Source organism: Peribacillus sp. NPDC058002 (assembly GCF_042886655.1).
Taxonomy (GTDB): domain Bacteria; phylum Bacillota; class Bacilli; order Bacillales; family DSM-1321; genus Peribacillus; species Peribacillus aracenensis.
In genome coordinates, this window is sequence record NZ_JBHVQU010000046.1 from 1 (window position 1) to 22,654 (window position 22,654).

A 22,654-nucleotide genomic window follows, 5' to 3' on the forward strand; every position below is an offset into this window, starting at 1 on the left:
CGCCCCGCCCCCACCCCACACCACAGCCACGTTATTTAATGTCTCGGCTTCAAGATTGATATTAACTGTTACATTCGTCTGCAGCGTCAGTTGTGTATATGAGAGAGATCTTGGAGCCGTGCAGCAACCGTTTCCGGTTGAACGGCAGATAAGATAACATGGTCGCTGTCTGTAATTATTACGGCCCTGGTTCTTCTACCATATGTAGCATCTATTAAGGATCCGCGGTCCCGGGCGTCCTGGATGATCCTTTTGATCGGAGCCGATTCCGGGCTCACGATCGATACGATCCGGTTTGCGGAAACGATATTCCCAAAACCAATATTAATGAGCTTTATTGACATTTTTGTCCCCCATTCATATCTATTGTCACCTTGTTAGGTTCATCATAAACCGACTACTCGATATTTTGAACCTGTTCCTTTAATTTTTCAAGAAGACTTTTCATTTCCACCACTTCTTTGGTAATGGCCGAATCATTCGCCTTTGATCCGATCGTATTGACTTCCCTGTTCATTTCCTGGACAAGGAAGTCAAGTTTTCTTCCAATTGGTTCATTATGGGTAAGCGTTCTTGAAAATTGCTGTATATGGCTATCGATTCTGGTCAGTTCTTCATTTATATCACATTTATCAGCAAAAATGGCCGCTTCTGTAATAATGCGGCTATCTTCGATCAATCCTTCAGTCAACTCGGCCAGCTTGATTTCCAACCTGGCTTTATATTTCTCGACGACTGAAGGTGCATGCATTTTGACCCCTGCTACAATCTCACCGAACCTTTTCAGCTGGTGTTTCATGTCCAAGGCCAGTTCCTGACCTTCCAGATTCCGCATTTTTTTCAGATTTTCCAATGCCCCCGTGACAGCCTTCAATAATAGGGATTCCAAATCGGCAGGAACCGCAGGTACTTCTTCCGTCATGAAAATCGATTCAAGTTGCAGCATATCCTGTAATGTAATGGAACTTTCCAGATTGTACTTTCGCTTGACTTCATCCATCAAACCCACATACTGATCCGCAAGATTCCAATCGATCATCACCTTTTTGGAAACTAGGCTCTCACCTTCCACTGTAATGAAGATTTCCACCCGTCCCCTTCTTATGTATTGATTCGCCTTCTTCTTCACCTTTTCTTCCAAAATCAAAAGCTGGCGCGGCATCCGAATCGTATATTCACAAAAACGATGGTTCACGGTCTTAATTTCGGCAAAAACCTTGACCTGTTCGTTTTCCGCTTCTTCTCTTCCATAGCCCGTCATACTGGTAACCATGGTTCCACATCCTATCAAACATAATGTAGTAATTTGGCCTTTAACTTTCATTATATATTAGCTACAGCATGAAAACTTTAGCTCACAAATAAAATACTACAAAAATAAAAAGGCAATAGAGCATGACTCTACCACCTTAAAGATTATAACATATATCATTGTGCTTTTCTTGCTAAAAAGGTTCCAGCCAGTAAAAAAGTTGGAATGGATGCCATCCCTATAACTAATAGCCAATCCCTTCCAGAAATTGGTACTGTATGAAAGATTGTTTGTAAAGGCTGGACATACATGACGGCTACCAACAATAATAGGGATGATAGTACCGCCCCCACTAGATAAAGGTTACCGAATGGATTTCTCGAGAAGATCGAATGTTCGCTTCGGCAATCGAATACATGTATTAGCTGAGCTAAGACCAAGGTAGCAAACGCAATCGTTTGTGCATATGCAAGATTATCCGGATTTGCACGGTATACTACATAAAATGCGATCAATGTAGAAATCCCGATCAGAAACCCACGGGAGATGATCTTCCAGCCAAGCCCTCTTCCAAAAACTCCTTCATTAGCATTTCTTGGTTTTCTTTTCATTACATCTTCTTCTGGGGAATCCAATCCCAATGCCATTGCAGGCAGTCCGTCGGTAATAAGGTTCACGAATAAGATCTGGATTGGTATCAAAGGTAACGGCAAGGCAAACAGCATCGCAAAAAACATGACCAAAATCTCCCCAACATTGGAAGCAAGCAGATAACGGATGAACTTCCTGATGTTTTCGTAAATATTCCTGCCTTCATTGATGGCCGATTTAATTGTGGCAAAATTGTCGTCAACCAATATCAAGGAAGAAGCTTCCTTAGCGACATCAGTACCCGTGATACCCATGGATATACCAATATCCGCTGATTTTATCGCAGGGGCATCATTGACACCATCCCCTGTCATTGCAACAACATGTCCTTTACTTTGCAAGGCTTTTACGATTTTCAACTTATGTTCAGGGGAAACGCGGGCAAATACCGAAACACTTTCAACAACTTCCTCAAGTTCCCCGACTTCCATGTCGGCCAATTGCCGTCCTTCCAGTACACGGTCTTTTCCTTTTAAAATACCAAGTTCTTTAGCTATTGCCTTTGCGGTTATTATATGGTCGCCAGTAATCATGACAGTTTTGATCCCCGCATCCCTGCATTCCTTAACTGCCTGCTTCACTTCCGGACGTGGGGGATCGATCATGCCCTGCAGCCCCATGAAGGTCAAATTGCGCTCAGCTTCGGTTTCATGAAGCAAAATCGTTCCTTTTGAAAGGGGTTTATAACCAACAGCAATCATTCGAAGTGCCTGCGAGGCAAGCTCATTCATATCCTGTTGCACCCTTTCCTTACTCTTCTGATTCAATATTTCCGACTTTCCTTCCCAAAGAATCGTGTCGGACTGGGCGATTAATACATCAGGTGCGCCTTTTACGATGACGAAATGTTTATCTTTTTCATCCTTCACTATGACACTCATCATTTTGCGGATCGAGTCAAATGGAAACTCCTTGACTATCGTAAATCTCTTAGACAAGTGTTCCCTCGTCATGCCCGCTTTCATTGCCGCGACCAACATCGCCCCTTCTGTCGGATCACCGTCCAAAATATATCGTTTACCATCCTCCTTTAACTCGGCATTATTACAGAGCATGCCGAATGTAATTATTTGAAGCAAGGCATTATGGTTTTTCGGGGCAACTGAAACTCCTTCTAAAGAAAACTCTCCGACCGGATTATAACCAGTACCGCCGACATCCCAAGTTTTCCCTCCACTCCAAACCTTCGTCACCGTCATTTTGTTTTGTGTAAGTGTTCCTGTCTTATCTGAGCAAATCACCGTTGCGCAGCCAAGCGTTTCTACAGCAGGAAGCTTGCGTACTATCGCTTTTTGTTTGATCATACGCTGAACGCCCAAAGACAATGCTACAGTCACAATGGCTGGCAAGCCCTCGGGAATCGCCGCAACAGCCAAAGATACCCCGGCCAAAAACATCGTATAGAGGTCATGCCCTTGAATGACACCAGTCAGGACCACTATTACAGTTAATATTAAAGCCGTGACGATCAAAATTTTTCCTAGCTGCTCCAACCTCCGTTGAAGTGGTGTTTCTTTTGTTTCAGCAGTCTGCAGGAGATCTGCAATCTTGCCCATCGCCGTATTCATTCCAGTAGCGATTACGATTCCGACCCCATTTCCCCTTGTTACCATCGTTCCCATAAACGCCATATTTTCCTGATCACCGATACCTTCAACCTCATTCATCAATGGATCAGAAGATTTAACTGCCGGGAGTGACTCACCGGTAAGTGCAGACTCTTCTATTTCAAGGCTTGAATGCTCGATGATCCGTAAATCGGCACCAATTCGGTCACCACTTGAAAACTTCAGGATATCCCCTACTACGACTTCTCTCGATGGGACTTTCAGCCACTGGCCATCCCGAAGTACGTTAACTTGCGGCGCAGCCATTTCCTTTAGGGCATCCAGGGATTTCTCTGCCTTCCGTTCTTGAAAAAACCCAAGTAATCCATTCAAAAAAACAATCGCCATGATGGCAATCGCATCGATATATTCACCCAATATCCCGGAGACTAGGGTCGCGGCAAGTAAAACTATGACCATGAAATCTTTGAATTGGGCGAAAAATAAAAGAATGGCTGATTGTTTTTCTCCTTCCTTCAATTCGTTAAAACCATGCTTTCGCAGCCTGTCCTTTACTTCATCATCGTCCAAACCGTGTGTAACGTTTGTTTGAAGCGCTTTCTCCATTTCTTGATTATTCATTTCCTTGAACTCCATCAAGTATCACACATCCCTTTGAATAGAATGAAATAGGCTCCTGTATACATCTCAACAGGCGCTTTTTGCTTTATTCATCCAACACCTGCCTGCTTACCGATACATAAAACAACCTGCTCTTCTTCCATGATTATTCAGACTCGTCCAAAATAATGCTATAATTAAACAGAATTGCGGAAAGAAGAACAATCCGGATAATTTATGAATGAACGACCGCTAATCATGATGAATGGACTAAATTTGCATTTAATCTCAGAAACAAAAAAATCAGCCATTCAATTTATCTAAACTATCAACCCCAGCTTTTCACCCAGTTCGCTAAAAAATTGGGATTAGCTAAAATGGGCAGCCCCTGATGCTTTGATAACGCCCGGCAAAAATGAGTTCTTAGAAAATCTTATGTAAAGGAAGTAAAAATAGAATGTCATTTGATGGATTATTCACGAAAGCGATGACGGAAGAAATCGCTTCTATATTAAAAGGTGGACGAATCAATAAGGTACACCAGCCTTATAAAAATGAAGTTATACTGGTTGTTCGTGCTGAAGGTAAGAACCATAAGCTCTTACTATCAGCCCACCCAAGTTATTCGAGGGTGCAAATGACCGAAGAAAGTTATGAAAATCCCAAAGAGGCACCCATGTTCTGTATGCTTCTTAGGAAGCACCTCGAAGGCTATACGATAGAAAATATTTATCAATATGAACTTGATAGGATGATCATTTTTGAAGTGAAGGGCCGCAATGAGCTTGGTGATGTCTCTCAAAAGCAGTTAATCATTGAAATCATGGGGCGTCACAGCAACATTGTTTTAGTCGATAAAGAACGAAATATGATTTTGGACAGCATTAAGCATGTTTCACATGCTGTTAACAGTTATCGTGCAATATTGCCCGGCCAGGAATATTTGGCCCCGCCCGCACAAGAAAAGAAGAATCCCTTCGAGGCCACAGAGGACGATATAAGAAAGAATATCGACTTCAATGCAGGAAAGCTGGATCGACAGCTTGTTGCCCATTTTTCTGGAGTTTCGCCATTAGTTGCAAAGGAAGCCGTTTACCGGGCTGGACTTGCCAACAGCACGACCCTTCCATCAGCTTTTTTAAAGATTATCCAAGAAATCTCGGAGCAAAACTATACCGCGATGATCAGACAAGATGGAAATAAAGAAGTTTTTTATATGCTTTCACTCGATCATCTGACTGGGAATCAACGTACATTCCCTTCATTGAGCGAGATGCTCGACCGCTATTACTTCGGAAAGGCAGAAAGAGATCGAGTAAAGCAAAAGAGCCAGGATGTAGAACGTTTCATTACTAATGAAATAGAAAAGAACTCAAAAAAAATCGGGAAGCTCGAACGTACATTAAAAGATACGGAACGCGGAGAACAGTATCAGTTGTTCGGTGAGCTGCTTACAGCTAATCTATATCAAATGAAAAAAGGCATGAAGGAAATAGAAGTCGTCAATTATTATGATGAAGAACAAAGTATGGTCACCATCCCGCTTGACCCGTTAAAAAATCCATCAGATAATGCACAGAAGTACTTCTCCAGATACCAAAAGTCCAAAAATGCAGTCGGAGTCGTCCAAGAACAAATCGAAAAAACAAAATTGGAATTGTCCTACTTTGAAGCCCTGCATCAGCAGCTCCAATCAGCTTCACCCAGAGATATTGAGGAGATTCGCGAAGAACTACAGGAAGAAGGATACATTAGGCAAAAAAAGAAAAAAGGCATGAAAAAGCCTGCAAATGCAAAACCGCAGCTTGAAACATATTATGCTACAGATGGAGATCTCATTTTTGTCGGGAAAAATAATAAACAAAATGATTATCTAACGAATAAGTTTGCACGCCGTGATGAAATATGGCTTCATACCAAAGATATACCTGGCTCACATGTTGTGATTCGAAATGAATCGCCAAGTGAAAAAACGATAAAAGAGGCAGCCGTATTAGCAGCTTTCTTCAGTAAAGCACAGCAATCAAGCTCAGTGCCCGTTGACTTCACACAAGTTCGCCATGTTAAGAAACCGAATGGTTCCAAACCCGGGTTCGTGATCTACGACCAGCAGCAGACCGTATATATTACACCTGATGCCGATACTGTCATACGCTTAAAGGAAGCGGTAAAGGATTGAAAGGTAAAAAAATAGAGGTGACCCAATCCTTCGTGTTTGGGTCACCTCTATTTTCATGCAGAAATCCAAGCCGTATCAGCCGGATTCTCACGCCATTTTTTTAGCTTTTCCAATTCTTCTGCTGTGATGTACCCTTTTTCATTAGCGACTTTTATCAAAGTCGAGTAGTCACTCAATGAATGGTTAATAATGCCCTCAGCATCGAATTTTTCTTTTCCTTTTTCCAATTCGTAAGTGAAGATCGAAACGACTCCTAGAACATCACAGCCAGCTTCTTTCAGCGCGTTAACAGCAGTAATCACACTTCCGCCGGTTGAAATCAAGTCTTCCACAACCACCACTTTTTGTCCTGGAACAGCACGGCCCTCAATTTGATTGCCCTTTCCATGCTCCTTGGCTTTGGATCGAACATAGCACATCGGTGCATTTAATTTTTCACTCACCCAAGCTGCATGCGGAATGCCGGCAGTTGCTGTGCCTGCAATCAGTTCAGCCTCAGGGAAGTTCTGTTCAATCAATCCTTTTAATCCTTCCGCTATTTCATTGCGAACCTCTGGGTACGAAAGGGTTAAGCGGTTGTCACAATAAATGGGTGATTGAATCCCAGATGCCCAAGTAAAGGGGTCATTCGGCTGCAGGTACACTGCTTTTATTTCCAATAGATGCTCAGCTATCTTATTATTTAACATGATATTCCCTCCCAAGCTGCTTTCATATCCAAATACGCCTTTAATGGATCTGCCGCCCCCGTTATGGCTCTCCCTACAACGATGGCATCCGCTCCAAAACCCCTAGCCTGTTCAGGCGTTGCAATTCTCTTTTGATCATGCGCTTGTCCACCTGCACTTCGGATTCCAGGTGTGACCGTTAAGAATTCATGACTGATGCGTTCATGTATGTTCTTTACTTCATGGGTGGAACAGACGACGCCATCCAATCCTGCCTGTCTAGTAAGTTTTGCATAATGGAGGACCGAATCCTCCAGAGATCCGGCAATGTTTTGCTCAACATTCATTTGTTCCTGTGATGTGCTCGTCAGTTGGGTAACCCCTATGCATAATGGGCGTTTTTTACCAGCGGACGTTCCCTTATCCAAACCTTCCATGGCTGCTTCCATCATCTTTTGTCCACCCGCCGCATGGACATTGACCATGTCAGCCCCTAAAGTTGCCAATCCTGTCATGGCCATTTTGACGGTATTCGGAATATCATGAAGCTTCAAATCCAAAAACACATCGTGGCCTTGCTCTTTTACGAAAGAAATTATTGATGGTCCATTCTGATAAAATAATTCCATCCCCACTTTTACAGCCAATTTTTCCGAATGGAACTGTTTTAGGAATTCTTCTGTTTGAATGAGGTCAGGAAAATCAAGAGCGATAATTAGTGACTGTTTCATTCTGCTTCCAGCTCCTTCCGGTACATTGTGAAATATGATCAAATCCGAGCTCATCCAACAATTTCGGTAATTCTTCGATGATGGTCGGGCATACAAAGGGATCCACGAAGTTAGCGGTTCCCACCGCAACAGCACTTGCACCCGCATAGAAAAATTCAATGACGTCTTGCGCTGTAGCGATGCCGCCCATTCCGATGATCGGAATAGACACTTGCTGGCTTACCTCATAAATCATCCGGAGCGCAACAGGTTTTATTGCAGGACCAGATAACCCACCCGTCCTGTTAGAAAGGATCGGTCTGCCAGTTTTTAAATCCAATCGCATGCCGACTAATGTATTAATCATTGTCAAACCGTCGGCACCGCCCTCTTCTACTGCTTTGGCCATTTCCACAATATTACTGACATTCGGTGAAAGCTTCACATACACAGGGACGGAAGACACTTCCTTGACCGCCTTGGTCACCTCTTTGGCAACTTCCGGCACCGTACCGAAAGCAATGCCACCTTCTTTAACATTCGGACAAGAGATATTCAATTCAAGTGCTTTTACATTCCCCACCTTACTTATATCACTGGCAACCTTTACATAGTCATCTATTTGCGAACCGGCAACGTTGGCGATGATGGGAACATCATACCCGCCTAGCCAGGCCAATTCTTCACTGATGACCTTTTCTAAACCTGGATTCTGCAGACCGATGGCGTTCAGCATTCCCGATGAGGTTTCCGCAACACGCGGAGTAGGGTTACCGAACCTCGGTTCAGGAGTGGTCGCTTTGATCATGATCGCCCCAAGAATATCCAAGTCGAAAAATTGACTGTATTCACGGCCGAATCCAAAGCATCCAGATGCTGGCATGACTGGGTTTTTCAAGTTTAATCCTGGTAATTCCACTGAAAGCCTGCTCATAATACCACCTCTCCTGCCCGGAATACGGGTCCATCACTGCATACCTTTTTATAACTGAAACCAGTTGGATCATCCCCTGTATGACACACGCAGGCAAAGCATGCACCGATGCCGCATCCCATCCTTTCCTCAAGGGACAGGTATAGCTTTTTCTCACGATAGCCCGCTTCCAACGCTCTTAACATTGGTGTAGGCCCGCATGAAAAGATCGTTGCAAACTCTTGCTCGAGGTTGTCTATTACAGTCGTAACAAATCCTTTTGTCCCATAAGAACCATCAACCGTAGCAATATAGGTATCACCTAATTCACTGAATTCTTTTTCGTAAAAGATGGCTGACTTGGTCTGGAAGCCCAATACATGGATTACCTTAACACCTTTTGCAACCAACATCCGTGATAATTGATACAGGGGCGGGACCCCAATCCCGCCACCAACCAATAATGCCGTTTCGCCCTTTTTGGCCTCATGAACGGGAAATCCGTTGCCAAGGGGTCCAAGGATATCGACCGCTTCCGCCTCTTTACGCTGTGATAACAGCGCCGTTCCTTTACCTTCAGCCCGGTATATCATCGTGAACTGCTTTTCACTGTTGTCGTAAGAAGAAATTGAAATCGGGCGTCTTAGCAATGGCTCAGTGCCATCTGTTGTCTTGACTTGGACAAACTGGCCTGGCTGATTCATCTCTGAAACCAATTCACCTTGAAGAGTAAGTTCAAAAATGGATGGGGCCAGTTCCTTATGATTTAACACCTTCATTCTTTCCTTCTTGATCATATATAGCTCACCTCACGACTTTTTTCCGTTTTTCCCATTGCTTCTGCCGAGAAAGTCATCGATTCTATCACTCTTAAAATAGCTTCTGCCGTATCAAGTGATGTTAGGCATGTCACTCCATTTTCAACCGATTCACGCCGGATTCTGAAACCATCTCGGGCAGGCTGCTTACCTTTTGTCAAAGTATTTATGACAAATTGTGCTTCCCCGTTCCGGATAACATCCAGCAGGTTTGTACCTTCTTCGCCAATTTTACCGACAATCGCAGTCGGGATGCCGGATTGCTTCAATAAGGCAGCAGTTCCGCTGGTGGCTATCAGCTTGAAACCGATATTATGGAAACGTTTTGCTAAAAGTAGCGCTTCTTGCTTATCTTTATCAGATATCGTCAATAACACCGAACCATGCCCCTTAATTTTGAAACCGGAAGCGACCAGCCCTTTGTATAAAGCCTTTTCAAGGGTGCTATCTTTCCCCATTACTTCACCAGTCGATTTCATTTCAGGTCCGAGTGAGATGTCCACACCTCTTAATTTTGCAAAAGAGAAGACCGGCACTTTCACATAGACCCCAGTTTGTTCTGGCACTAACCCCGATTTGTAACCTTGGCTTTCAAGTGTGTGGCCCAAGATGACCTTCGTGGCTAAGTTGGCCATCGGCACGTTCGTAATTTTACTTAAGAATGGAACGGTCCGGCTTGAACGTGGATTTACTTCAATCACATACACTTCTTCATTGCTGATGACATATTGAATGTTCAAGAGACCAATTATATTCAAACCTTTTGCCAACCGGGTCGTATAATCGATGATTACTTCTTTTTGTTTTTCCGTTAAATTTTGAGGCGGATAGACTGCAATCGAATCACCTGAATGGACGCCGGCACGTTCGATATGCTCCATGATTCCAGGGATAACGACGGTTTCGCCATCGGAAATTCCATCAACTTCAATTTCCTTACCCGTTAAGTAGCGGTCGATCAGGACAGGATGATCCGGATTTATTTTCACGGCATTTTTCATGTAATGCAGCAATTCCTCTTGTTTATAGACGATTTCCATCGCTCTTCCTCCGAGAACATACGATGGCCTTACTAAAACCGGATAACCAATATCTTCAGCGATGACGATTGCTTCATCAACCGATGTTGCAGTTTTACCCTTTGGCTGCGGAATGCCTAAATCCTTAAGTGCTCTTTCGAATTTATTGCGATTTTCCGCCCTATCCAGGTCTTCAAGTGAAGTACCAAGGATCTTCACTCCTCTTTCAACAAGACCATCTGCAAGGTTGATTGCTGTCTGTCCCCCAAACTGGACGATGACCCCTTCCGGTTTTTCCAAATCGATGACATGCATGACATCTTCAATAGTCAATGGTTCGAAATAAAGTTTGTCGGAGATACTGAAATCCGTCGAAACTGTTTCTGGATTGTTGTTGATGATGATCGCTTCATATCCCGCTTCTTTAATGGCCCATACAGAATGTACGGTCGCATAATCAAACTCTACTCCTTGCCCGATCCTAATTGGGCCTGACCCCAGAACAATGACACTTTTCTTGGCAGTAACGATGGATTCATTCTCATCTTCGTATGTCCCATAAAAATACGGTGTTTCCGATTCGAATTCCGCAGCACATGTATCAACCATTTTATAAACAGGGATGATTCCTTGCTGTTTCCGGTACTCATAGACGTCAATTTCGGGAACTCCCCATATTTCTGCAATCGTTTTGTCAGAAAACCCTAGTTCTTTAGCCTTTTGCAATACTTCACAATCGAAAGAATGTTCTTTAAGCTGCTTTTCAAAGTCGATTATTTTTTTCAACTTATGCAAGAAGAATAAATCGATCTGGCTCCATTCGTGTATTGTTTCAATCGTTATTCCCCTTCTTAATGCTTCACCGATATAGAATAACCGTTCATCTCCCGCTTTCCTGATCCGTTTCTCTATTTTTCCATCTTCAAACTCGTCATTCAAATTAAGATGGTATATACCCGCTTCAAGGGAACGGACAGCTTTTAGGATTGATTCCTCGAATGTACGGCCGATTGCCATGACTTCTCCGGTCGCCTTCATTTGGGTCCCGAGTCTACGGTTGGCGCTTTCGAACTTATCGAAAGGCCAGCGCGGAATTTTCGTAACGACATAGTCCAGTGCCGGTTCGAAGCTGGCATAGGTTTTGCCAGTGACAGGGTTCATCATTTCATCGAGCGTCAAACCAACGGCTATCTTTGCTGCAAGCTTTGCAATTGGATATCCTGTTGCTTTTGAGGCAAGTGCCGACGAACGGCTGACCCTTGGGTTCACTTCGATGACATAATATTGATAGCTGTTTGGATCTAGCGCCAGCTGAACATTACATCCGCCTTCAATCTTCAAGGCACGGATAATCTTCAAAGACGTATTTCGAAGCATTTGGTACTCTCTGTCACTTAATGTTTGGCTTGGTGCGGCAACAATTGAATCGCCTGTATGGACACCGACAGGATCGAAGTTTTCCATATTACAAACGACTATCGCATTATCATTCGAATCACGCATCACTTCATATTCCACTTCTTTGAAACCGGCAATGCTCTTCTCAAGCAGACATTGGTGTACCGGGCTGCTTTTCAGGCCACCCTCAACAATCTCGATCAGCTGCTCTTCGTTATCACAAATCCCACCGCCTGTTCCGCCAAGCGTGAAGGCAGGACGAACAATGACTGGGTATCCGACCCGTTCTACGAATGTATATGCCTCTTCCAAGTTATGAATAATGTCGCTATCAGGTACCGGTTCCCCTAGATCGTTCATCAGCGTACGGAAAAGGTCACGGTCTTCCGCTTGTTGGATAGCTGAAAGTTTGGTCCCAAGAATCTGTACATTGCATTCTTCCAGGATTCCTGCTTCGGCAAGTTCGACTGCCATGTTCAAGCCGGTCTGTCCGCCCAAGGTAGGTAACAGTGCATCCGGGCGCTCTTTACGAATGATTTTGCTGACAAATTCCAATGTGATCGGTTCGATATAAACCGCGTCAGCCATTTCACTGTCTGTCATGATCGTAGCAGGGTTAGAGTTAATCAGGATCACTCGATAACCTTCTTCTTTTAAGGCTATACACGCTTGAGTTCCTGCATAATCGAACTCGGCGGCCTGTCCGATGACGATCGGACCGGAACCAATTACTAGGATGCTTTTTATATCAGTGCGTTTTGGCATGTTTTTTCCTCCTTGTTGGTTGCAGCTTCAATCATTTGTAAGAATTCATTGAATAAGTAGTTGGCATCTTCCGGCCCTGGTGATGCTTCCGGGTGATATTGTACTGTGAAAGCCGGATACTTTTTATGGCGCAGGCCTTCAATCGTATCATCATTCAATGCTGTATGTGTCACAATAAGATCTGTATTTTCAATGGAAAGCTCTTCTACTGTATATCCATGATTTTGAGATGTGATGGATACCTTTCCGGTACGAAGGTCCCTAACCGGATGATTAGATCCTCGATGGCCAAATTTTAATTTTTCCGTATCCGCCCCGTTTGCAAGTGCGAATAATTGATGACCTAAACAGATTCCGAATAATGGCACTTGCGTTTGGATTGTACGGATCATTTCAAGCGTCTCATGAACACTTTTCGGATCTCCAGGACCGTTTGAAAGCATCACGCCATCCGGATGATATTGCATCACTTCTTCGGCCGTGACGTTATAAGGCACAACCACGACATCACAGCCGCGCTTCGTCAACTCACGTAATATCCCATGCTTCATGCCATAGTCTACAAGTACTACCCGCGGGCCTCTGCCCGGGCTGGAATATGGTGCTTTTGTTGAAACCTGTTTCACTTGATTAGAAGGAATCACCGTTGCTTTCAACTGGGAAACCACTTCTTTTGCATCTTTATTGATATTGCAGAGCGCCCCTTTAAGTGCACCTGATTTCCTGATGATCCTTGTCAGCTTTCTCGTATCGATTCCGCTTATTCCAGGTATGTTCTTCATTTTCAGATATTCATCAAGTGATAATTGGTTTCTCCAGTTGGAAGGAAGTTCTGCTGTTTCCTTAACGACGAAACCCGATATAGCTGGATTGATGGATTCAAAGTCATCCCGGTTTATTCCGTAGTTCCCGATTAATGGATACGTAAGTGTAACGATCTGACCGCAATAGGATGGATCGGATAGAATCTCCTGGTACCCTGTCATTCCTGTATTAAAAACGACTTCACCTATTTTTTCTACTTCCCCTCCGAATGCTTCCCCAAGGAATACTGTCCCGTCTTCTAAAATTAGCTGTCTTTTCATCCTTGAACACGTCCTTTTTCCCAAGCTATTTTTCCTTCCGCAATCGTCATGACTGGCCAGCCATAACATTTCTTTTCATTAAAAGGTGTATTTTTTCCTTTTGAAGCAAACTCTTCAGCATTAATTTCTTTTTCTGTTTCCAAATCGATGAGCACGATATCCGCAATAGCACCTTCCTTTAGCTCTCCATAAGGAAGGGAGAAACTTTCAGAGGGTTTAATTGTCATGAAATCGATCAATTGCTTTAATGTAATGACGCCCTTTTTAACCAATTCGGTGTAAAGCAGCGGGAAGGCCGTTTCCAATCCCACTATTCCGAAAGGAGCCAGCTGCATTCCCTGCGCTTTTTCCTCTGCCGCATGCGGGGCATGGTCTGTTGCTATAAAATCGATGGTTCCGTCAAGCAGTCCTTCTATCAATGCATCCCGGTCTTCACGGCCTCTTAATGGCGGGTTCATTTTATAATTCGTATCAAGTCCCGGTATATCATCTTCACACAATAATAAGTGATGCGGTGTAACTTCGGCTGTGACGCGGATACCGGCGCGTTTGGCATCCCTTACCGTCCTTACCGATTCCTTCGTGGATATATGGCATACGTGATAATGGCAATCCGCAGCTTCAGCAAGGAGGATATCCCGGGCAATATGTACAGCCTCACATACGGATGGAATTCCATTGATTCCCTGTTCTTTTGAGAATCTTCCTTCATGGACGGAGCCTTTATTAATTAAGCTATTGTCTTCACAATGAGCAACTATGGCCATATCTTGAGCGGCTGCCCGTTTCATCGCTTCCAGCATCATCCCAGCTTCTTGAATTCCCACGCCATCGTCCGTAAAGGCGAAAGCACCCGTTTGTTTTAATGAAGAAAAGTCGGTCAACTCCTTGCCGGCTTCCCTAATTGTAATGGAAGCATATGGGAGTACCCTTACATGAGCGGTTTCTTCAATTTTCCTGTTTAGCGCTTCAAGGTTTTCCACTGTATCGGGAACTGGCCTTGTATTGGGCATTGCCGCTACTGTAGTGAAACCGCCTCTTGCCGCTGCAAGCGTTCCACTTGCGATTGTTTCTTTATGTTCACCGCCCGGTTCGCGTAAATGGACATGCAGATCAACTAATCCTGATGTAATAAGTAACCCTTCAGCGTCAACTACTTTACAACTTTCCGTTGCCAAGTTCTCGCCGATTTTTGTGATGACCTTGCCTTCCATTTCAATGTCCGCTTTTTTGAATGAGTTTTGATTATCTAGCAATACTCCATTTTTGATTACTGTTTTCATGAATGTTTCCCCCTCCGGATTGTTCAAGCACATTTTTTAATACGGCCATTCTAATAAACACGCCATTTTCCATTTGTTTGAAAATTCTTGAGCGGCTGCATTCGACTAAATCACTGTCTATTTCAACACCGCGGTTTATTGGTGCAGGATGCATGATGATCGCACCCGGTTTCATATTTTTTTCACGTTGTTTGGTCAGGCCGAAACTTTCCAGATAATCTCCATTTGCCTGATCGTATTTTTCAATATGCCTTTCATGCTGTATTCTGAGCAGCATGACCACATCCGAGGTAGCTACCGCATGGTCGATGTCTTCATACCTTCCCAAACTGTTTGTTCTGTCAAACCATTCAGGCGGACCCGAAAATACGACATTCGCTCCTAAACGGGTTAATGCTTCTGCATTCGATTTCGCAACCCGACTATGCCTCACATCACCGATTATGGCAATCTTCAGACCTTTGAAACTTTTAAACTCTTGTTTTATCGTCAATAAGTCCAGTAATGATTGGGTTGGATGATTTCCGCAGCCATCCCCTGCGTTGATTATTGGAATCCCGATCTTCTCATTCAATTCATCAAAATAATTATCCTGTTCATGACGGATGATCAAGGCATTCACACCTATTGCTTCTAACGTTTTAACAGTGTCATATAAGGTTTCACCTTTTAACACGGATGATGTACCCGCATCAAAAGGAATGACCTCAAGCCCCAATTTCCTTTCAGCCATTTCAAAGCTTGATTTTGTACGTGTACTAGGTTCAAAGAAGAGATTGGCAACTGTGGTCTGCTGCTTTGGATTCCAGCTAGATCCGTTGGCAAAACCCTCTGCCTCATGTAAAATTCTTCCAATATCAGTTAAAGCCAATTCATTCATGGTCAATAATTTTTTCATCGATCCTGCTCCTTTCACATTTGTGATGCGGGGCATAAAAAATACCCCGCCATTAAGGACAGGGTGTAGGTCATAAAGAGGTGAGGACACGGAATGGTTTACACTTTATCCCGTTCTCATTCTCTTTACAGCAACACCCTTTTAAGCCTCTCTGGACTTCTTTTAAAAGGTGATTTATTGTTTTAATGCAATATCTTATTTTTCAAATATATCTCCGGATATTTTTTCACGGTCCGGAAGAATCAAGTTAAGAAGGATTCCGACGATGGCTGAAAGTGCCATTCCGGAAAGCGATACCGTTTCCGATAGTTGTACGAACGCCCCTCCTATTCCTAACACCAGGATGACTGAAGCTATCATCAGGTTCCTTTTCTTGTCAAAATCGACCTTATTATCAATCAGCATCCTCAATCCACTGGATGCGATGATTCCGAAGAGCAAGATGGAAATACCGCCCATCACAGCTGTAGGTATCGAGCTGATGACTGCTGAAATCTTACCGTTAAAGCCAAAGATGATTGCAGTCAATGCTGCCCCACCGATGATATACACACTGTACGCCTTTGTCATAGTCAGGACCCCAATATTCTCGCCATATGAAGTCAGCGGCGGCCCACCGATTAAGGAACCGATCATGATTCCTGCTCCATCTCCTAAAATCGAGCGATGCAAACCAGGATTTTCTAAAAAATTCCTGCCGACTACTTTGCTCAGTACCATCTGGTGTCCGATATGTTCTGATAAAGTTACGATGGCAACCGGTACCATGATGGCAATGACTTCCCATGAGAAGGACGGTGTATAGGTTACATATGGAAACATGAATTCAGGCATTTCCCACCATTGTGCTGACTTGATCGGTTCATAATCTATTATTCCTGCAACAGCCGAACAGCCGTAGCCGACTATGATTCCCATTAATATGGGGATCAAGTTAATGAATCCCTTAAAGAACACGTTACAGATGATGGTTACCGCTAAGGTGATCAGCGCTATCACTATATATGTGACGCTGTATTTATCTTGTGGATCATACATTGCCATGTCCACGGCCGTTCCGGCAAGGCTTAGTCCGATTACGATAATCACCGGACCCACCACAACCGGAGGAAGTATATTCATTAACCAGCGCAATCCGACTTTTTGGATAATCAGAGCTACTATCCCATATATGAACCCTGCTGCAAAACAGCCGATCATGGCCGCTTCCGGACCCCCTAGAGCCTTAGCTGCTATGATTGGCGTAATGAAAGCGAAAGATGAACCGAGATAAGCCGGTATCTTACCTTTGGTTATCAATAAGTATGAAAGTGTGCCCAATCCGCTTGAAACCAGTGCTACCGCCGGGCTTAATCCTACCAAGAATGGCACCAGCACCGTTGCACCGAACATGGCGAACAAATGCTGGATGCTTAACGTAATCCACTGGCCAGCCTTTGGCACGTCCTCGACATCCAGTACGATGTCCCTTTTAGTTTCTTCCATTTCCGTATCCCCCTCATGAAAATCCCATCAAAACTGCAAAAACCCACTTTGCCATATACAAAGAGGGTTTCTCAGAAGGCAAATGTCCATGCTTAGACACAGCTCTCCCGATTGACTCCCCTTTGCCAGCCTCTCTGGACTGTCTTTAAAAGGGTAATATGAAATTTTCATGTTGTTTAGTTTTCTAATATAGTAACTTGATCTAATTCATCTACTTCTGTTAAAGTAACCGTAATTTTTTCAGATTGGGAAGTCGGAACGTTTTTACCGACAAAATCCGCGCGAATCGGCAATTCCCTATGCCCCCTGTCTACTAATACGGCGAGCTGGATTTGCGAAGGTCTTCCCAAATCCACCAGAGCATCCATTGCCGCTCTTACGGTTCTGCCTGTGAAAAGAACATCATCCACTAAAATCACTTTCTTGTCAGTGATGTTGACCGGAATGTCCGAGCCTTTTACGATGGGTTCCCCATCATTGGTCTTTTTCGAAAGATCATCACGATAAAGTGTAATATCCAGTTCACCAAGTTCTATTTCCTTGCCTTCTATTTGATTGATGCGCTTTGCAAGTCGGTCAGCGAGGAAAATCCCGCGAGTACGTATCCCGATTAAGACGCAATCCTCAATACCCTTATTTTTCTCAATAATTTCATGGGCAATTCTCGTCAAGGCTCTGCTAATGGCCTGCTCATCAAGTACTATGGCTTTCTCATTCAACACGTCGGCCACCCCGATTCCTTTTTTCTGATAGTCAATTTCAACAAAAAATCCTCATGCCAAGAAGGCATGAGGATTTACTCGCCATGGGCATGGTTATCCCACTTTGCGTATCCGGTTCCTTCTCAGTCTCTCTGAACTGTGTTAAAGGTTCTTATTAAGTTGTTATTATAATATATCAAAAAAAAGAATTTGTCAATCCTTACTTCTACGTAATTGATTAATTAGATTTTCAAACTCTTCCGGAATCGGAGCTTCGAATTCCATATACTCATTTGTACGTGGATGGATGAAACCTAGAAGACCAGCGTGCAACGCTTGTCCATCTAATTTCAGTGTCTTTTTCGGACCATATTTCGGATCTCCCGCCAGTGGGAAACCAATGTATTTCATGTGAACACGGATTTGATGTGTTCTTCCTGTTTCAAGCTGGCATTCCACCAAAGTGAAAGCTTTGAAGCGTTCGATGACACGGAAATGCGTGACAGCATTTTTGGAATTCGAATCTGTGACAGTCATGCTTTGGCGATCCTTTTTATCGCGGCCAATCGGTGCATCGATCGTTCCGAAGTCATGAGGGATCACACCATGTACTACAGCTTGATACTTACGGGTAACCGTTTTGTCAACAAGCTGCTGTACCAGTTTCTCATGTGCCATATCATTTTTGGCAACCATCAATAAACCTGATGTATCTTTGTCGATTCGATGGACGATTCCAGGCCGCATGACTCCGTTGATTCCAGAAAGGTCCTTGCAGTGAGCCATCAATCCATTTACAAGCGTGCCAGATACATGTCCCGGTGCCGGATGGACGACCATGCCGCTCGGTTTATTAACGACGAGTACATCTTTATCTTCATAATAGATATCCAAATCCATTTCCTCTGCTACCGCATCCAATTCCTCAAGTTCAGGAATCGTCACTTCGATTGTATCGCCAGGAATAGCTTTGTAATTCGTCTTTATCGCCGTGCCATTTACCAAAACATGATCATCCTTAATCCATTGCTGGACCTGAGTACGTGACCATTCCTCATTCAAAGTGGAAAGGGCCTTATCAATCCTAACTCCTTTTAGTGTTTCATCGATGCTGTATAACCTTTTATCCATTATCTTTCTCCTTAGCGTTTTTTTCTTCTAAAAACATATGAATCACGAGCAGTCCGACACCAATTGAAAGCGCAGCATCAGCTACATTAAATACCGGGAAACTGTAGCTGAAAATATAGGCATGAACGAAATCCACTACTTCCTGACGAGCAACACGATCGATGAAATTACCAATCGCACCGCCTAGCATGAGAGCAAGTGCAGCTCCAAGCAAAATGCTTCCCTTCGCCATTTTCTGAATATAATAGACAAGTCCAATAATGACAGCGATGGTGATGATGTAGAAAAACCACATTTGACCTTGTAGAATTCCCCATGCTGCCCCACGATTACGATGCGAGGTGATATATAGAAGGTTTTCAATAATTTCAATGCTTTCTCCGTACTCCATTTTTTTCACAATCATCCATTTTGTCAGCTGATCGAGAGCTATGACCAAAAGGGCAATCAAATAATAAAACACATTTTTTCCCCCAAACTAATCAAATCTTCACTTTTGAATTGTAGCATAAACTAGAAATAATGACTAATCCGAAAAGCATTAGTCTGCTAACTGTACCTGAAGAATATCGGGAAGATTGGATAAAGGTAAAATTCCCTATTGCGGTTTTAGTTTTTCATTCCCACAAAAAAAGCCGGCCCTTTATAAAAGGACCGGTTTTTTTGCGGATATTATTGATTCACGTAATGCTCTTTCACGACTGTAGCACAACGCGGGCAAAGTGTCGGATGTTCTTCCACTTGACCTACTTCCTTCGAAACATTCCAGCAACGTTCACACGTTTCACCTTCTGCTTTTGTAACAAGGATCGCTATATCCTCAAGTTTAACCGCCTCTGCTGGGGCATTTGCCACATCGCCAGCGATTTCGAATTCGGATACGATGAATAGCTGTTCAAAGCTTTCCTTGATGCCATCAAGCAGATTCTTCGTTTCTTCATTAACATATACCATCACTTTAGCGTTCAGTGATTTTCCGATGACCTTCTTGTTACGGGCTTCTTCTAATGCTTTCAGAACATTATCACGGACATCCATGAACGCCGTCCATTTTTCTTCAATGACTTCAGCATCATCAACTGGAATTTCTTCAGGCATCAATGTCAACTGTACACTTTCTTCCGTTACACCCGGAATGAACGCCCATACTTCATCAGCTGTATGAGAGAGGATCGGTGACACCAATTTGGTTAAGCTGACCAATGATTCGTAAAGGACCGTTTGAATGGCCAAACGCTCTTTACCATTCGGAGCCTCACAATAAAGAATGTCTTTTGCATAATCAAGGTAGAACGAACTTAAATCCTGTGTACAGAAATTATTGACCATATTATAAATTGTAGCAAACTCATAATTTTCATAACTTAGCTTCGACTGTTTGATCAGCTTATTCAATTTAACGAGCATGTATCGATCGACTTCAGGCAATTCTTGGACTGCCACTTTATCGGTTTTTGGATTGAATCCATCCAAGTTCCCTAACAGGAAGCGGAATGTATTACGGATTTTTCGGTAAACTTCCGAAACTTGTTTTAAAATAGGATCGGAAACCCTGACATCCGATTGGTAATCCACCGAAGCTACCCAAAGGCGTAAGATATCAGCACCAAGTTGGTTCATGACCTTGGATGGCAGTACAACGTTCCCGATCGACTTACTCATTTTACGGCCTTCGCCATCCAATGCGAAACCGTGGCTAAGTACACCTTTATATGGTGCTTTGCCAGTAACTGCAACACTTGTTGAAAGCGATGAGTTAAACCAGCCGCGATATTGATCGGACCCTTCTAAATAAAGGTCAGCAGGCCGTTGCAAGTCGTCTCTCTCTTCAAGTACCGCTTGATGAGAAGAACCGGAATCGAACCAAACGTCCATGATATCCGTTTCTTTCGTGAAGATACCATTCGGGCTGCCTTCATGTGTATAGCCATCAGGCAGAAGATCTTTCGCATCACGCTCAAACCAGATATTTGAACCGTGTTCGCGGAATAGCTTTGAAATATGGTTGATTGTTTCATCCGTAATGATCGGCTCGCCATTTTCTGCATAAAACACTGGAATTGGCACTCCCCAAGCGCGTTGGCGGGAAATGCACCAATCCCCGCGGTCACGGACCATATTGAATAGGCGCGTTTCGCCCCAAGCCGGTACCCATTTGGTTTCTTCAATCGCTTCCAGTAGTTCATTGCGGAAGTCTTTGATTGACGCAAACCATTGTGCTGTTGCACGGAAGATCGTTGGCTTCTTCGTCCGCCAGTCATGCGGGTAAGAGTGTGTAATGAACGTCAAGTTCAATAACGCGCCTACTTCAGTTAATTTTTCGGTAATAGGTTTATTCGCTTGATCATAAAATAATCCGGCAAATTCCCCTGCCTCTTCCGTCATGACTCCTTTTTCATCTACAGGACAAAGTACGTCCAATCCATATTTTTGCCCAACGATAAAGTCATCTTCACCATGGCCAGGCGCAGTATGAACACAACCCGTTCCAGCTTCAGTCGTTACGTGTTCACCTAACATCACTAAAGATTCACGGTCATATAGTGGATGTTTGGCAACAGCACGGTCCAACTCGCTTCCTTTTACTGTTTTCAGGATAGACGGGTTTTCCCAGCCTAATGTTTCCGTAACCGACTCAAGCAGTGCCTCAGCAAGTAAGAATTTTTCATTTTCGACAGCCACTACTACGTAATTTAATTGCGGATGCAATGAAATACCAAGATTAGCAGGAATCGTCCATGGAGTTGTCGTCCAGATGATGATTTTGACGCCCTCTTCGATTACACCTTTGCCATCTGTGACTTCAAAAGCAACATAGATTGATGCAGAACGTTTGTCTTGATATTCAATTTCTGCTTCGGCAAGAGCTGATTCACTTGACGGGGACCAATAAACAGGTTTTTTCCCTTTATAAATATAGCCTTTTTTCGCCATTTCACCGAATACCTTGATTTGCTGTGCTTCATATTCAGGCTTTAATGTGATATATGGATTATCCCAATCACCACGGACCCCTATTCTCTTAAACTGCTCACGTTGATTGTTAATCTGACCATAAGCATACTCTTCACAAAGCTTTCTGAATTCGGCAACGCTCATTTCTTTCCGTTTCACGCCTTTTTTTGTCAATGCCGTTTCGATCGGAAGCCCATGCGTATCCCAGCCAGGTACATACGGTGCTTGAAAACCGCTCATTGATTTAAATCGGACAATGAAATCCTTTAAAACCTTGTTCATTGCATGGCCCATATGGATATCGCCGTTTGCATACGGAGGTCCATCATGCAAAATGAATAAAGGACGCCCTTCCGTTTGTTCTTGCACTTTTTTATAGATGTTCATTTCATTCCATTTTTCTTGGATTTCCGGTTCACGTTTCGGCAAATTCCCCCGCATTGGAAATTCAGTTTTAGGCATCAATAAGGTATCTTTGTATTCCATCATAAAATCCTCCATCCGTCTTTACATAAATTCATTCGAACCGATGACTTGATATCCGGCCAAAATAAAAAGCCCTCTCATCCCTAAAA

Annotated in this window: 17 protein-coding genes; 1 reads left to right on the forward strand and 16 read right to left on the reverse strand. The window is 43.5% G+C overall.

Going from position 1 to position 22,654, the window contains the following annotated elements:
• Nucleotides 1-86: 86 nt before the first annotated feature.
• From remA to ACFVSH_RS11065, 3 genes are all read right to left on the reverse strand, one after another.
• The gene (remA, locus tag ACFVSH_RS11055) at nucleotides 87-344 is read right to left on the reverse strand and encodes an extracellular matrix/biofilm regulator RemA (RefSeq protein ID WP_387705934.1); all 258 of its coding nucleotides are present in this window, start codon (nucleotides 342-344) and stop codon (nucleotides 87-89) included.
• Between the two features lie 53 nt (nucleotides 345-397).
• Nucleotides 398-1,273, reverse strand: a complete 876-nt coding sequence (locus tag ACFVSH_RS11060; RefSeq protein WP_387705936.1) for a YicC/YloC family endoribonuclease — start codon at nucleotides 1,271-1,273, stop codon at nucleotides 398-400.
• A gap of 155 nt (nucleotides 1,274-1,428) precedes the next feature.
• Nucleotides 1,429-4,107, reverse strand: a complete 2,679-nt coding sequence (locus tag ACFVSH_RS11065) for a calcium-translocating P-type ATPase, SERCA-type (protein ID WP_387600276.1) — start codon at nucleotides 4,105-4,107, stop codon at nucleotides 1,429-1,431.
• A 421-nt stretch (nucleotides 4,108-4,528) separates the two neighbouring features.
• On the opposite strand from ACFVSH_RS11065, the gene ACFVSH_RS11070 reads away from it, so the two are divergent.
• Nucleotides 4,529-6,250, forward strand: a complete 1,722-nt coding sequence (locus ACFVSH_RS11070) for an Rqc2 family fibronectin-binding protein (RefSeq protein ID WP_387705938.1) — start codon at nucleotides 4,529-4,531, stop codon at nucleotides 6,248-6,250.
• A gap of 53 nt (nucleotides 6,251-6,303) precedes the next feature.
• Here the strand turns inward: ACFVSH_RS11070 and pyrE are convergent, their stop codons facing one another.
• From pyrE to ileS, 13 genes are all read right to left on the reverse strand, one after another.
• Nucleotides 6,304-6,939: an orotate phosphoribosyltransferase gene (gene pyrE, locus ACFVSH_RS11075; protein WP_098371060.1), complete on the reverse strand. Its 636-nt coding sequence runs from the start codon at nucleotides 6,937-6,939 to the stop codon at nucleotides 6,304-6,306.
• Entirely contained in the window at nucleotides 6,933-7,649 is a 717-nt protein-coding gene (gene pyrF / locus ACFVSH_RS11080; protein WP_387599783.1) for an orotidine-5'-phosphate decarboxylase, read from the reverse strand. Before pyrF ends, pyrE begins: the two co-directional genes overlap by 7 nt.
• Nucleotides 7,621-8,562 carry a dihydroorotate dehydrogenase gene (locus tag ACFVSH_RS11085; RefSeq protein WP_387705940.1) on the reverse strand — a complete coding sequence of 314 codons (942 nt, stop codon included), beginning with the start codon at nucleotides 8,560-8,562 and terminating at the stop codon, nucleotides 7,621-7,623. The genes pyrF and ACFVSH_RS11085 overlap by 29 nt, the downstream gene beginning before the upstream one ends.
• Nucleotides 8,559-9,338 (reverse strand): dihydroorotate dehydrogenase electron transfer subunit, encoded by a 780-nt coding sequence (locus tag ACFVSH_RS11090; RefSeq protein ID WP_387599777.1) that lies wholly within the window; start codon nucleotides 9,336-9,338, stop codon nucleotides 8,559-8,561. Before ACFVSH_RS11090 ends, ACFVSH_RS11085 begins: the two co-directional genes overlap by 4 nt.
• Nucleotides 9,335-12,541: a carbamoyl-phosphate synthase large subunit gene (carB, locus tag ACFVSH_RS11095; RefSeq protein ID WP_387705942.1), complete on the reverse strand. Its 3,207-nt coding sequence runs from the start codon at nucleotides 12,539-12,541 to the stop codon at nucleotides 9,335-9,337. Before carB ends, ACFVSH_RS11090 begins: the two co-directional genes overlap by 4 nt.
• Complete coding sequence (locus ACFVSH_RS11100; protein ID WP_387705944.1) at nucleotides 12,520-13,626, reverse strand: carbamoyl phosphate synthase small subunit; 1,107 nt, start codon at nucleotides 13,624-13,626, stop codon at nucleotides 12,520-12,522. The genes carB and ACFVSH_RS11100 overlap by 22 nt, the downstream gene beginning before the upstream one ends.
• Complete coding sequence (locus ACFVSH_RS11105; protein ID WP_387705946.1) at nucleotides 13,623-14,909, reverse strand: dihydroorotase; 1,287 nt, start codon at nucleotides 14,907-14,909, stop codon at nucleotides 13,623-13,625. Before ACFVSH_RS11105 ends, ACFVSH_RS11100 begins: the two co-directional genes overlap by 4 nt.
• Nucleotides 14,872-15,807, reverse strand: coding sequence for an aspartate carbamoyltransferase catalytic subunit (locus tag ACFVSH_RS11110; RefSeq protein ID WP_387599769.1), 936 nt, complete (start codon nucleotides 15,805-15,807; stop codon nucleotides 14,872-14,874). The genes ACFVSH_RS11105 and ACFVSH_RS11110 overlap by 38 nt, the downstream gene beginning before the upstream one ends.
• Before the next feature lie 195 nt (nucleotides 15,808-16,002).
• Complete coding sequence (locus tag ACFVSH_RS11115; RefSeq protein WP_260284206.1) at nucleotides 16,003-17,292, reverse strand: solute carrier family 23 protein; 1,290 nt, start codon at nucleotides 17,290-17,292, stop codon at nucleotides 16,003-16,005.
• 176 nt (nucleotides 17,293-17,468) lie between these two features.
• Nucleotides 17,469-18,011 carry a bifunctional pyr operon transcriptional regulator/uracil phosphoribosyltransferase PyrR gene (pyrR, locus tag ACFVSH_RS11120; RefSeq protein WP_387599766.1) on the reverse strand — a complete coding sequence of 181 codons (543 nt, stop codon included), beginning with the start codon at nucleotides 18,009-18,011 and terminating at the stop codon, nucleotides 17,469-17,471.
• 195 nt (nucleotides 18,012-18,206) lie between these two features.
• Nucleotides 18,207-19,124 (reverse strand): RluA family pseudouridine synthase, encoded by a 918-nt coding sequence (locus tag ACFVSH_RS11125; RefSeq protein ID WP_377395942.1) that lies wholly within the window; start codon nucleotides 19,122-19,124, stop codon nucleotides 18,207-18,209.
• Entirely contained in the window at nucleotides 19,117-19,587 is a 471-nt protein-coding gene (gene lspA, locus ACFVSH_RS11130; RefSeq protein ID WP_387705948.1) for a signal peptidase II, read from the reverse strand. Before lspA ends, ACFVSH_RS11125 begins: the two co-directional genes overlap by 8 nt.
• A 209-nt stretch (nucleotides 19,588-19,796) precedes the next feature.
• Nucleotides 19,797-22,565: an isoleucine--tRNA ligase gene (gene ileS / locus ACFVSH_RS11135; protein ID WP_387705952.1), complete on the reverse strand. Its 2,769-nt coding sequence runs from the start codon at nucleotides 22,563-22,565 to the stop codon at nucleotides 19,797-19,799.
• Nucleotides 22,566-22,654: the final 89 nt, after the last annotated feature.